Here is a 12,872-nt window from a genome sequence, read left to right on the forward strand (position 1 = left end):
TGGGGAAGTGGGGAAGTGGGGAAGTGGGGAAGTGGGGAAGTGGGGAAGTGGGGAAGTGGGGAAGTGGGGAAGTGGGGAAGTGGGGAAGTGGGGAAGTGGAGAAGTGGGGAAGTGGGGAAGTGGGGAAGTGGGGAAGTGGGGAAGTGGGGAAGTGGGGAAGTGGGGAAGCTGTCTCATCACCCTATCACCCCAAAACCCTATCACCCTATTTCCTGACGACCGACTCCTGACTCCTATCTCCAGGACAAAAAGATGATCGATTATTGGCGCAGCTTAGTCAACTCTAACAGCAGACGAGAGGATAAAAAACAGATAAAGCTCTCTCCCAGAAAGAGACTTAAGCGCCCACTGTCGGCGATCAAGTCTGTGGATAATTGTAGGGGAACTAGGCCGCGGACTAGGGCAAAAGCTGCCACTGTACCATCTTTGAGATGGGGATTATCATCGTTACGGACGACATAACGATAGGTGACACCAAAGAGAAATCCGCTAATTATCGCCCCTGATATCTTGACAAAAGTGCCAATTACTGTGATCGATTCCCCTAAAAATACTCGATCGACAATTAAAAATAGCAGATAGGGAACCAGGAAAGCCAGCGCCGAGATACTCCCCACCTGTATGGATTCGATTCTTTCCTTGAGCGTAATTTGCACGATCGCCTCTCTAAAACGGAGTCACTGATGAAGTATTATCGAAAATTTGGGTTGAAAACCTCGCCCTTTAGGGCGACTTTATGTTAGCATTAAATTGAGTCGTTGACTTTGGGAACGCAGGAAACAAGCGACACTCCGTAATCCCTAAATCTCTAACCATCACTGGTACAAAAGCTTTCGTCGTAAGTCCACATGGTAAGAGCGAAAAACAATTAAATACTGTGGGACACACAGAAATTTACGCTTGGGGAGTAGTCTTTAAGAGTGCTTACCTTGTAGGTGTAGTCGGACTAGACATGAAACTGTAAGACCAAAATTAGCTTTGCTAGTAGCGGCAAGATTCAGCCCAAGAATCTCCGCACTTTTAGGGCGGAGAGTGTCAACTCCTAAGTATTTCGTTTAACAAAGGCAATTATGGATATTTTGACACTTGGTTGGGTTAGCATTCTCGCCCTTTTCACTTGGTCGATCGCCATGGTGGTTTGGGGTCGTAACGGTTTCTAGGTAATCTATAGATACCATGGAAACATCCCTGATTCTTAACACTCTCTTTCTAGTCGCCTTAATTCTCCTCGTTGTCGTTAGTGGTGGCATTCTCTACCTGACGACTACAGAATGGCGGGATCGCCGTCGTCAAGATGGCGATAAAAAATTAGGAAAATAATCCTGAACAGGTGTACTTAATTGCGCCTGTTTTTTCTTTACCATGATTAAAATACTGCACTTATCGGATATTCACATGGGGAGTGGTTTTTCCCATGGGCGTTTAAACCCAAAAACGGGATTAAACACGCGTTTAGAGGATTTTATGGGCAGTTTGAGCCTCTGTATCGATCGGGCTATTGCCTCCCCTGTGGATCTAGTGCTTTTTGGGGGAGATGCCTTTCCCGATGCCACTCCTCCTCCTTTTGTTCACGAAGCTTTTGCCAGTCAATTCCGTCGTCTTGCCGATGCTGATATCCCGACGGTGTTATTAGTGGGTAATCACGATCAACATTCTCAGGGTAATGGCGGTGTCAGTCTCTCCATCTATCGTACCCTAGCGGTGCCGGGGTTTATTGTTGGCGATCGCCTGACCACCCATCGCATCACCACCCGCAACGGCGATATCCAAGTAATTACTTTACCTTGGTTAACCCGCGCCACTCTCTTAACCCGTCCCGAAACCGAGGGTTTATCCTTGAGTGGGGTAAATGAATTGTTAATTAACCGTTTGGAACCGGTTTTAGAAGGAGAAATTCGCCAATTAGATACAAGTTTACCAACAGTTTTATTAGCCCATTTAATGGCCGATCGAGCTAGTTTAGGAGCAGAAAGATTTTTAGCGGTTGGTAAAGGTTTTACCGTACCTTTATCGCTGCTAAATCGTCCACAATTCGAGTATGTTGCCCTCGGTCATGTTCACAAACACCAAAATCTTAATCCTAGCAATGATCCGCCCATTATCTATCCCGGTAGCATCGATCGAGTGGATTTTAGCGAGGAAAAAGAAGATAAGGGCTATGTTTTAATAGAAGTGGCTAAAGGAGAGGTTAAATGGGAATTTTGTCCTTTACCCGTGCGTCCTTTCCGTTCCATCGAAGTGGATGTTTCCGAGGCAGAAAACCCCCAAAAAGAATTGCTGAAAGCTCTCAAAAAACACGATATTCAGGAAGCAGTTATCCGCTTAGTTTATAAAATTCGCAGTGAACAATTAGAACTAATCAACACCAATCAGCTTGACGAAGCATTAAAAACTGCCCATAGTTATAGTATTCGGGCTGAGTTAATTAGTCAATTAACCCGTCCCCGTTTACCGGAATTAGGGGTGGGTAATCAATTAGATCCTATGGAAGCGTTAAAAGCTTATATCGATAATAAGACAGATTTGCGCGATATTGTCGATGATATGTTAGAGGCAGCCCAGCTTTTATTAAATCAACAGCCAGAAATTTGGCTAGAGGAAGAAACCTCGATTTAGCTATCAGTTATCAGTTATCAGTTATCAGTTATCAGTTATCAGTTATCAGATGTAAGTTTTAAGTTATCAGATGTAAGTTTTAAGTTAATTAGTTAGTTATCTTTATCTTTATACCTGTTTACTGTTTACTGCTCACTGAAACATTTTACCTATCCCTGTTTAAACAAGCCATGAGTTTATGTCTTAATCCCGATTGTCTATATAACAATGATCCTACAGATAAATTCTGTCAAAAATGTTGCTTTCAATTATTACTAAAAGATCGTTATCGTGCTATAAAATTAATTGGTCAAGGAGGTTTCGGTAAAACTTTTCAAGCAATTGATGAGGATAAACCTTCTAAACCTTATTGTGTGATTAAACAATTTTTTCCTAGCGCTCAAGGCAGTAATGCTCTCAAGAAAGCGGCGGAATTATTTAAAGAAGAAGCGATTAGTTTAGATAATCTCGGTCAACACCCACAAATTCCCTCCCTCTATGCCTATTTTACCAGCAATGATGGGCGACAATATCTTGTTCAAGAATATATTGAGGGAGAAAATCTAGAACAAGAATTACAAAGCGAGGGAGTTTTCAATGAGGAAAAGATCAAACATCTTTTATTAGAAATTTTGCCAATTCTTGATTTTATCCATGCTAAAAGAGTCATTCATCGGGATATTAAACCAGCTAATATAATTAGGAGACACAGCGATAATAAAATAATTTTAGTTGATTTCGGTGCCTCTAAATTTATGACTGTTGCTAATCTTTCCCTGACAGGAACAGTGATCGGTTCGGCGGGATATATCGCCCCAGAACAAAGCAATGGCAAAGCGATTAATAGCAGTGATTTATATAGTTTGGGAGTCACTTGTATCTATTTATTAACGGGAATATCTCCCTTTGAATTATTCGATGTGAGTGAACATGAATGGGTATGGAGACAGTACCTGATTAATAATCCTGTTAGTGTTGAATTAGGTAAAATTTTAGATAAATTAATTGAATTTGGCACCAAAAAACGTTATCAATCAGCCGGGGAAGTCCTGCAAGAGTTAGCAGTAAAATTAGCCGTCGTGATTCCGCCAAAACCCCGATCACAGAATACAATTCAAGAAACGGTTTTGCCAGTTTTTCCAGCCGCCACCAGGGAGGAAATTAACCTCAAAAGTGCCAAGGCAATTGATTACACTAACCTACGGGATTTATTAGTGCGAGAAAAATGGCAAGAGGCAGATCAAGAAACGGCTAATTTATTCTTAAAAGTTGCCGATCGAACTAAAGAAAAATATCTGAAGATAGAAGACATAGATAACTTTCCCCGTGAAGATTTAGCCACTATCAATCAACTCTGGTTAAAATATAGTCAGGGAAAATTCGGTATATCTGTTCAGAAAAGAATCTATGAAAGTTTGGGAGGAAGCGGCAATTATGATCAACAAAAATGGAACGCTTTTGGAGCAAAAGTCGGTTGGCAAGTTAATAACAAGTGGTTATACTACGATCAAATTACTTTCTCTCTCAAAGCACCCTGCGGACATCTCCCCACCCTTGTCTGGGGTGTGGGTGGTGGCATAATTCTTTTTTCTCGTCTGGAAACCTGTGTCATGGACAGAGTTTCTAGCAAGGGATAAATTAGCTTAAAAACTTTTCTGGAGAATTAAACAATTTCTCCCTCTGGCAGTGCGGATATATTGTAAAGTATCAGTAAAAGAACGCATAAAAATTAATCCTCGATCGCCTTCCATTTCCAAAGGTGCGACGGGATGTTGTTGTAGAGAATCAAGTTTTGCTTGCAGATCAAAAGGTTGACCGTGATCCCATATTTTTATTTCTAGAGAATGGGACTGTAAAGTTAATTCTAGATCGATCGGTGTGGTCGGTGGTAAATGTTGGTGAGCGTAACGGACAGTATTAGTAAATCCTTCTGCTAAAGCCACCTTACACTGCCAAAGCACCGAGTCGGGTAGAAAAGAGCGGCCGTGAGATTCAAACCATTGTAGGACTGGGATTAAAGCTGCCAATTCCGTCTGGACTTGTAGATGGAATTGGAGGGGGAAAGAAGGGGAATTTAAGACTTCAGAAGGCACCACTGTTTTTTTGAAAGAGAATCAAAATTGTTTTAAAAATCAGTTGTAGATCGTAGCCTAAACTCCAATTTTCTTGATAGCGCAAATCTAGTTGAATTACCTCTTCAAAATTACGCACCTGAGAGCGACCATTCACCTGCCATTCCCCGGTCATACCGGGTTTTACATCTAAACGTTGCCATTGGGGAACATCGTAGCGTTCCACCTCATCGGGGGTGGGAGGACGAGTGCCAACAAGACTCATTTCACCGGTGATCACATTCCAAAACTGGGGCAATTCGTCTAAACTGGTGCGACGTAAAAATTTTCCTACCCGGGTAATCCGCGGATCATTTTTATTTTTAAAAAAAGCTCCCTCCGCTTGATTGGGGATTTTATCCTTGAGTGCTTCTGCATCCACACACATGGAACGAAACTTAAGAATTTTAAATTCCTTTCCCAACCAACCGCAGCGGGTTTGACTAAAAAAAATTGGACCCGGACTGTCTAACTTAATAGCGATGGCAATGGGGATAAAAATAACCCCCGTGATTAATAAACCCACGATCCCACCAACAATGTCAAGACCGCGCTTTAACCAACTGCGAATCGAGGGATGGGTTTCCGGTAGATGGTTTTCATTGGCAGTAAAGCTCTTTTCTTGGGCTGCTAGGGGGGAGGTTTGGAAAGTGAATAATTGATCTAGTCCCGTAATCGATAAAACCCCCATCACTGGGGGATGGACGTTAGCCAGCACTAACTCGATATTTTCTGCCCTGGCCGCTTTGAGATTATGGACTAAAGCACCGACACCACTACTATCCATAAATTGAGTGGCATTCAGATCCAGAATGACTTTTTCGGGAGTGGGTGTTTGGGCGATGAGATGGTGAAACAGATCCTTGAACTGTACTGCTTCCAAGACAGTCAAGCGATCCGGCATCCGCAAAACCGGATACTCCATCGGAATGATCAGAAAACGTGTTTCAGGAATTTGGGAAGTCATCGACACAAAGAGGTGGTTTGATAGATGAACAAGGCCTGATGACCTACTTAAATGTTTACTACACTTTTCCGCAAATACCAATGGGTAATGTCAGAGATTACCTGTAATTATCGGCTAACGAATCTCACCTAGGGGCGGACGGCCTTGGGTTTGGGCCTTCGCTTTGGCTGCACCCTTTCTCAGGGCATCTAAACGGGTCTCATAACGCTTACGCAGACGACGGTTAGGGGTTTGTTCAATTAGGGTTTTAAAGGCACTGCCTAGGCTCTTGTAGGCGTTGGGGAGAGAATAACCGAAACGGGTGGCCAGGGCGATCGCTTTTTCATCAGCTTCGATCGCTTCTTTGAGAATTTTATCGCCATTATTTTTGCGCCAGAGACGATAACCGGAAATCCCACATAATCCCATGGCCAAAAGCAATAATAAACCATCCTGTACCCATAATTCCCCCACCGCACCACCTAAGCCAATAGCGAGGGCGGCCATTTCCCAGCCTTCCCGGGGAATACTATCATTTTGAATCCTGGCGACTTCATGCCAAAAGAGCAGATTACGCTGATCAATGGCTAAATTTTCCCATTTGGCTAAATCTATCTGAATTTCTACCTCATCTCTGCCAATTTCTTCACAACGGATCAGGGGGGGGTTAACCTCTGTGGAACCTTCTACCGTTACCCAACTTTGTAATTCTGGCGGTAGTAGGGTTTTTAGGCGCCGAAGTTCGCTCATTTCGGCTCGTGCAGAGGAGGCCGCATAAGATGTCATAGATTTTTTACCTATTCTCTACCAATGACGATGATTTCTATTTTCGATCATAGCGGTCTTTTTTGTGATCTTGGCAGCTTTTGGCAGTAGAGAGCATTTTCAGTTGTCGGTAATCAGTGAGGGGAGTGGGGAGACCACTTCGTGCGCGTTGCGGGGGGAAATGGGGAAGTGGGGAAGTGGGGAGTGGGGAGAAACAATCCATAACTGGGTTTTTAAGGTTCGATTGGGAGTCAATCATACTATTAAAAACCGATTTGGTATTATTGGCAAAATATAGGCTGTAACTTTTGCCGACTAATGCTCAAATATATCTTTGTATTGCTGTAAATCTAAAGCGGTGAAGATGGGGATACAACTAAAGCATTTTTGGGCTAATTCCCATCTTTCTTCTCTTTGCAGCATCACAATTAATTTATCTCGCACTGACAATAAATAGCGCACATCGTTAGCAGCATAACTCAGTTGTTGTGGGGTAAGATTAGCGGCATTTCCCCAATCAGAACTCTGAGCGGTTTTGTCTAATTCTATCCCTTCCAATTCCTGCACGAGGCTTTTTAAACCGTGACTGCTGGTATAAGTCCGAGCCAGTTTACTGGCGATTTTGGTACAGAAAATCGGTTGAGTGGCAATGGCAAAAGTTTGGGACAATTGAGCCACATCAAAACGGGCGAAATGAAAGACTTTTTCTATCTGCTCATCCTCCATGACCTTTTTCAGATTAGGAGCCTCTGTTTGCCCCCTAAAAACCCGAATAGCGGTGACAAAACCACTGGGATCACAGAGTTGAATTAAACACAGTCGATCGCGCCCTGGAATTAATCCCATAGTTTCTGTATCTACAGCGATCGAATTAACCCCTAAATAACGGGATAATAGGTCATCGCTTAAATCTCGATCGCACACTTGAAAATTGTCTAAGTTCATATAGTTAGGGGTTAGGAGAGCTTTTTTCAGTAAACAGTAAACAGTAAACAGTAATCAGTAATCAGTAATCAGTAAAAAGACAGCACTGTTAATGCCATTTAATACTCCTCACTTAAGACTGTCCACTGAAAACTCAAATCTGATAACTCAAATCTGATCACTGATCACTGATAACTGATCACTGATGTTAAAAACTGGTAATTAAATTTAAATATCATTGGGGGGATTTTGTCAACGCTTTTTAACAAAAAGTTGTGTAAAATAATATTCACCAACATTATTTTTAGCGATACCGATACCGGTGAGATTATAATCACCAACCATATTTTTTTGATGGCCGGGGCTATTAATCCAACCCTTGACGGCAACGCTAACGGGGTCAGGATATCCCTTCATAAAAGCCAAATTTTCGCCCATTTTTTCTAAAGGAATCTTCCTTTGTACTGCCTTGACTCTTCCCTCAAAACCATCATGACTAAAAGGAGCCTGTTTATGGGCCATTTTTTGACTAAATAAGCGAGCTTCATGACTAATACGAGCATCGAGACGTAGGGGCGGTAAATTTTGAGAAATTCGGTAGCGATTAACTTGATAATTAGTGTTTTCTTCGAGGGTGATTAAAAAAGATTGATTCTGGATAGGATCGTAGCTAAGAGGATTAGTAGAAACGGGAGCGGATTGACGTTTTAGAAATATTTGAGTAAAGTATAACTTCCCTTGATTATCCGTCGCTACTCCAATCCCGGTACTATCAAAATCTCCCTCCATATTTTCCCGATGACCTTGACTTTTAATCCAGCCATCCACAGCAATCATTACCGGGTCATCATAACCTTGATTAACTGCCACATTTTCCCCCACCGCTTGATAGGGAACCGAAACACCAATAGTTTGCGCTCTTTTGTCAAAATCTTGATGACTAAAAGGAACTAAACCCGAGGCCATACGTTGGCTATGTAATCTTGCCTGTTGCGAAATTGCTCGATTTAACAGTAGGGGAGATAAATTACGAGATTGACGATAGCGATTGACCTGTTGATAGATTTTATTCTCTAAAACAAGTAAAGTTGCCGCATCTAAAGGAGAGGGAGAGGGAGAAGGAGAGGGAGAGAAAGATGATCCGAGTTCCGCAAAAGAGCTATAGTTTAAGGCACTACAGGCCATTAAACTTGTCGATACAAGCATCAAAATTCCTAACCGATAAGGTTTCTTAAAAAAACTTTTCATCAAAAAAATTGGGTCTGAAACCCCGCCGTTCTAGGTTGGATTTACTGTTAAATACTAGCGCATTTACAAGATATATGCCAGAACGTCAGGTATGGGGAAAGCCTATCGCTACCGATTTTACCCGACAGCAGAACAAGAGTCGCTATTGCGGCGCACCTTGGGCGGTGTAAGATTAGTTGAAAATAAAGCTCTCCATGTCAGAACACAGAGAAATCAGCGAAGGGGTTTGAGTTGAATTTCGCCATTTTCCCAGTCTTGGTGGCGACCTGTTGACCAGAGGGGGGTAAATCTGTCAAGGCAGCTGCGAAACCCGGTAAGGGACCCCAAGCAGAAACCCAAATCGTCAGGTTTGGAAATCACCGTCCGGCCCCGGCGGTGAGGATGTCAACTTTTTGGTGCAAGGGTCAAGACTTGTTAAGATCGATCAAGCCGCTCACTCAAATTTACCACTTCTGTGGCCCTCATTTATGGTAATCGACTTTCTGCCCTTCACTATCAATATTTCCCCGGCCTTTATTGCCGGTAGCTGTCTCTGGTCTTTAGCATTGTATCTGGGGTTAGCTGGGGTGCGAAATTGGTTTATAGAAATTTTCTATGGCTGGTTTAATTTTGCCGAGCGTTTCCTCTATACTTCCCTAGAGGAGTTTGAAAAAACTCGCGTCGCCAGAGAATCCCAAAATGCTTTTTATGCCTCTATCTTTAGTATTATTCCCTTTCTCATTCTCGGCGGTTTCTCCGATTGGTTAATCGAGATTAGTTTAGGAAAAAGTTGGCCGATTAGTGTCGGTATTCTCGCCTGTGTTGCCTCTGGTGTCTATGAATTAGGACGGCAGGATGGCAGCGGTAATCAGTAAACAACGGACAATTAAGCTGTTAACTATCTCAATTACTTCTTAGGACTGCACCGGAGTGGCAAGTTAGTCGATTTTAACCCTTGACTAGGACTCAATCTTTTCCTTCCAGACGATTTCTATGTTTATTAAGGGTCTTTTGTAGTAAATTCAAAACCTCATTAGCAATCTCAATAACTTGATGGGTTCCAAAACCGGCCTGAGTTAATTCTTTAAAAAAAGCCTTAGCGACAATTTTGGCTAATTTCGGGGGATAAGGAGGGACAGCGATCAAATGTTCGGACTGAATTTCTGCTATTTCTCTAGTCACTGCCATAGCCACAAAACGAGATTTTAATATCCCTTGCAAATGAAAAATTTGCAGGGATTGGGCAGCCTGTTGAGCGAATAACTGCAAGATTTCTAAATCTAATGGTTCAAAATGTTTTTTGTCTAGGGGAAAACTGAGATTAATTACTCCGATTACCTGCTCGTTTAGGATAATCGGTACGGAGATAAAACTATTATTATTTGATCTTTTGGGATAAGGGGCTGCAGTGGAAAATGGCGATCGAGTGATATCCTTAATTAGTAAAGGTTTCCCTGTGGCCGCTACACTGTCGGCAATAACTTGATCGAGTTTAATTATTTCTTGATCAGCCAAAGGTGATAGATCATCATAATGGGCAAAAACTTCTAGATAATCGGTAATTTCCCCTTTTAATTCCTGTGGAGAGCTTAACATAATTGAACAGTGCCGCGCTTGCAATTGATGAGCGCTCATACTAGCTATTTTCCGAAAAATATCTTCGAGATTTTCCTCAACATTCAAGACAAGAGCCAGAGCCGTTAATTTGGGGTTAAAATTATCCATGTATTCAATCACTTATTCAGTCCGAGTTTAGGCTTTCAGGGTGAGGGTGATATTCCCCATATCCCTGTTTGTCTGAGTCTATAGCTTGCCATAGCATCTCATGGAAGGGCTTTTTTACTCGCTAACTGCTCTATTGTAGATGTGCTGAAAAACTTGGCTCTTCGGTTTGTGTTATGCAATGGACGGGGGTTATAAGGGATGGAACCCTTATATAGAAAGGCATTTAGCGATTTTTGTCAATTGTTTTTGATCTAGAGCGAACTAATCAATTAACTTCTGTATTTCTCTTGTTTTTTGTCTTCCCTCTAGCTACTCTGATCTAGTAGGTCAGACGAGTTCAACCTGACTTGAGTAAAAGATGGTGCGTTTTCTCTGGGCAATTTTGGCCGGTGTGGGGATGGGGTTAACAGTAGCGCCGGTTTCTTGGTGGTTACTCGCATGGATTTCTCTAGTCCCCCTGTGGATTGTTGTGAGATTAGCGGAAAAATCCCTAAAAAAACCGCTTTTATACGGTTTTGGCTGGGGTTTTGCCTACCATGGACTGGCTTTATTCTGGATCACGGGAATTCACCCGATGACGTGGATGGGTGTCCCCTGGTTAGCGAGTTTGTTAATTGCCCTGTTTTGTTGGTTGTTTATTACTTTTTGGGGAACGGCGATCGTGCTAACTTGGACGTTAGTTATGTTTTATGTCAACAAAAGTGTTAATCAGTCATCTTTTAGGGATGCCCTCCTACGGGTTTTCATCGGCACTGCCCTCTGGTGTGGGTTAGAATCTCTCTGGAGTCAATCCCCTCTCTGGTGGACTACCCTTGCTTATAGTCAAAGTCCCCATAATTTATTGATTCTGCAATTGGGCAAATTATCGGGTTTTACGACGGTAACGGCGGCAATTGTGGCAATTAACGGTTTAATCGCCGAAAGCTTTCTCCTAATCCGTCAATCGCGGCAAAATCTCGCTTTTCTCTCTTTACCCCTCCTCATTTGTTTGAGCCTCCATCTCTGGGGATGGAATGTTTACCATAAACCGATCGAAAAGTCAAGGGATTTAGGAATAAAAATTGGCGTAATTCAGGGCAATATTGCCAACACGATTAAACTTTCGCCCCTGGGATTTCAAAAGGCGCTCGAAGGTTACACCTCTGGTTATCAAATTCTCGCTGATCAAGGAGTAGATGCCGTCTTAACTCCTGAAACGGCCTTACCCTACTATTGGGAGAACTTAGTCAATAATAGCTCGATTTATTCGGCAATTTTAGCCAAAAAAACGCCGATCTGGTTAGGTGCATTTGGCAAGGTGGACAAGGGTTATAACAATAGTCTCTTGACCATTGATGGCGAGGGACAGGTGATTAGTCGGTATGATAAAGTAATTCTCGTGCCTTTAGGCGAATACGTTCCTTTTCAGGAAATTTTGGGCGGAATTGTTGATCGCCTTTCTCCCTTGCAAGCGCATTTAATCCAGGGAAATCCTGATCAAATTATTGACAGCCCTTTCGGTAAAATAATTGTGGGCATTTGTTACGAGTCGGCTTTTTCCGAACATTTTCGCCGTCAAACTGCTAGGGGAGGCGAATTTATTATTACTGCTTCTAATAACGCCCATTATAGCCACGCCATGCCCGCTCAACACCATGCTCAGGATACCATGCGAGCGATCGAAACTGATCGATGGATGGCCCGGGCCACCAATACAGGTTATTCTGCTTTTGTGGATCCCCACGGTAATCACCTTTGGCTATCGGATCTGGATAGATATCAAATCCATAGCGAAACAATTTATCGACGGGATACGAGAACTTTATATGTGCGCTGGGGAGATTGGTTAACTAAAGTTTTAATCATTACTGCCGGACTAGCTTGGCTCTGGAGAGCTTGGGATCAAGGTGACAGTGGTATACTTTTTCGTGAATAAACTGTTAAATAACCTAAGTTTTTGATGCAATGAAAGAGCAATTTGTCAAGTGTTTGAATAGAATCTTAATATTTGATGTGTTTTTAGTAATAGCGGGCTTTCTCTGGTTTGCCCTGGCTGTTATCGGTGAATCCACGGGAATTCCCCTAGGATTTAAACTTTTTCAGCGTCTTTGGCTGCCCTTATTCAATCCTGCTATTAGTATTTTAATTGCGGGGGCGATTGTCAGCTGGGCGATTAATAAAATTCAAGAGCGCTGGTCCCCTAAATAGGGCTGGCTGAATAAATCTAAAAACCTTGCTGGATAAGACTTTTAGACTTTTTTCCCCTCAAAAAGTGCTGACCATTGGAGTGATCGGGGGTAAAATTGAGGTACTTTTTCCCTGAAAATTAGGTAATTGACCCCCTCAAAATCGGTAAAACCCCACACCCCACACCCTACACCCTACCCCCACCGAAAAACTTTTTGCCGCAAACCCTAGTTCAGATTCTTGACTTTCGTAGCGAGATGATTCCCGCTCCCCTAGAAGTTATTTTTCCTAGTTGTTGACATCCTCGCCGCCGTAAAACGGACGGCGATTCCTCACCACGCCACCTTTTTAGAATGGTCGCTGAATGGGGTTGACGCGACCCGGGATGCTGCTTCTTTAACAGAAGTCTTACG

The 12,872-nt window shown here is 42.7% G+C and carries 15 protein-coding genes and 2 pseudogenes; 9 read left to right on the top strand and 8 right to left on the bottom strand.

The annotated features are described in order from the left end of the window. Positions 1-256 (top strand): annotated as a pseudogene (locus EWV84_RS06110) (hypothetical protein); the annotation flags it as partial. Between the two features lie 4 nt (positions 257-260). Here the strand turns inward: EWV84_RS06110 and EWV84_RS06115 are convergent. Continuing rightward, positions 261-656: a hypothetical protein gene (locus EWV84_RS06115; protein WP_286825623.1), complete on the bottom strand. Its 396-nt coding sequence runs from the start codon at positions 654-656 to the stop codon at positions 261-263. A gap of 414 nt (positions 657-1,070) precedes the next feature. Here EWV84_RS06115 and petN point away from each other — a divergent pair, with 414 nt between their 5' ends. The 4 genes from petN to EWV84_RS06135 all read left to right on the top strand — a co-directional run bounded on the left by petN (position 1,071) and on the right by EWV84_RS06135 (position 4,232). Next, complete coding sequence (petN, locus tag EWV84_RS06120; RefSeq protein ID WP_012265708.1) at positions 1,071-1,160, top strand: cytochrome b6-f complex subunit PetN; 90 nt, start codon at positions 1,071-1,073, stop codon at positions 1,158-1,160. Between the two features lie 16 nt (positions 1,161-1,176). After that, on the top strand, positions 1,177-1,320 hold the full coding sequence (locus EWV84_RS06125) for a hypothetical protein (RefSeq protein WP_002768280.1): 144 nt from the start codon (positions 1,177-1,179) through the stop codon (positions 1,318-1,320). Positions 1,321-1,362: 42 nt separating this feature from the next. Beyond that, positions 1,363-2,616: an exonuclease subunit SbcD gene (sbcD, locus tag EWV84_RS06130; protein WP_287077167.1), complete on the top strand. Its 1,254-nt coding sequence runs from the start codon at positions 1,363-1,365 to the stop codon at positions 2,614-2,616. A 170-nt stretch (positions 2,617-2,786) separates the two neighbouring features. Further along, on the top strand, positions 2,787-4,232 hold the full coding sequence (locus tag EWV84_RS06135; protein ID WP_287077168.1) for a serine/threonine-protein kinase: 1,446 nt from the start codon (positions 2,787-2,789) through the stop codon (positions 4,230-4,232). Positions 4,233-4,238: 6 nt separating this feature from the next. On the opposite strand, the gene EWV84_RS06140 is transcribed toward EWV84_RS06135, so the two are convergent. The 5 genes from EWV84_RS06140 to EWV84_RS06160 form a co-directional block, all read right to left on the bottom strand. Next, positions 4,239-4,691, bottom strand: a complete 453-nt coding sequence (locus EWV84_RS06140; protein ID WP_286825620.1) for an ATP-binding protein — start codon at positions 4,689-4,691, stop codon at positions 4,239-4,241. Continuing rightward, the gene (locus tag EWV84_RS06145) at positions 4,678-5,673 is read right to left on the bottom strand and encodes an anti-sigma factor antagonist (protein WP_287077170.1); all 996 of its coding nucleotides are present in this window, start codon (positions 5,671-5,673) and stop codon (positions 4,678-4,680) included. The genes EWV84_RS06140 and EWV84_RS06145 overlap by 14 nt, the downstream gene beginning before the upstream one ends. A 114-nt stretch (positions 5,674-5,787) precedes the next feature. After that, complete coding sequence (locus EWV84_RS06150) at positions 5,788-6,438, bottom strand: DUF3318 domain-containing protein (RefSeq protein ID WP_286825618.1); 651 nt, start codon at positions 6,436-6,438, stop codon at positions 5,788-5,790. 294 nt (positions 6,439-6,732) lie between these two features. Continuing rightward, positions 6,733-7,362 (bottom strand): ribonuclease D, encoded by a 630-nt coding sequence (locus tag EWV84_RS06155; protein WP_287077173.1) that lies wholly within the window; start codon positions 7,360-7,362, stop codon positions 6,733-6,735. 231 nt (positions 7,363-7,593) lie between these two features. After that, the gene (locus EWV84_RS06160; protein WP_287077175.1) at positions 7,594-8,589 is read right to left on the bottom strand and encodes a CAP domain-containing protein; all 996 of its coding nucleotides are present in this window, start codon (positions 8,587-8,589) and stop codon (positions 7,594-7,596) included. Between the two features lie 91 nt (positions 8,590-8,680). Here EWV84_RS06160 and EWV84_RS06165 point away from each other — a divergent pair, with 91 nt between their 5' ends. Next, complete coding sequence (locus EWV84_RS06165; protein WP_287077177.1) at positions 8,681-8,824, top strand: helix-turn-helix domain-containing protein; 144 nt, start codon at positions 8,681-8,683, stop codon at positions 8,822-8,824. 232 nt (positions 8,825-9,056) lie between these two features. Continuing rightward, positions 9,057-9,443: a hypothetical protein gene (locus EWV84_RS06170; RefSeq protein ID WP_106910008.1), complete on the top strand. Its 387-nt coding sequence runs from the start codon at positions 9,057-9,059 to the stop codon at positions 9,441-9,443. 91 nt (positions 9,444-9,534) lie between these two features. Here the strand turns inward: EWV84_RS06170 and EWV84_RS06175 are convergent, their stop codons facing one another. Continuing rightward, positions 9,535-10,293, bottom strand: a complete 759-nt coding sequence (locus tag EWV84_RS06175; protein WP_286825615.1) for a GAF domain-containing protein — start codon at positions 10,291-10,293, stop codon at positions 9,535-9,537. A gap of 358 nt (positions 10,294-10,651) precedes the next feature. Between EWV84_RS06175 and lnt the strand changes: the two genes are divergently transcribed. Together lnt and EWV84_RS06185 are read left to right on the top strand one after the other, a co-directional pair. Next, on the top strand, positions 10,652-12,208 hold the full coding sequence (lnt, locus tag EWV84_RS06180) for an apolipoprotein N-acyltransferase (protein ID WP_287077181.1): 1,557 nt from the start codon (positions 10,652-10,654) through the stop codon (positions 12,206-12,208). A 29-nt stretch (positions 12,209-12,237) separates the two neighbouring features. After that, complete coding sequence (locus EWV84_RS06185) at positions 12,238-12,480, top strand: DUF8620 family protein (RefSeq protein WP_287077184.1); 243 nt, start codon at positions 12,238-12,240, stop codon at positions 12,478-12,480. 211 nt (positions 12,481-12,691) lie between these two features. Here the strand turns inward: EWV84_RS06185 and EWV84_RS06190 are convergent. Continuing rightward, positions 12,692-12,872 (bottom strand): annotated as a pseudogene (locus tag EWV84_RS06190) (hypothetical protein); the annotation flags it as partial.

This window comes from Microcystis sp. M_QC_C_20170808_M3Col (assembly GCF_007095505.1).
In the GTDB taxonomy this organism is placed as follows: domain Bacteria; phylum Cyanobacteriota; class Cyanobacteriia; order Cyanobacteriales; family Microcystaceae; genus Microcystis.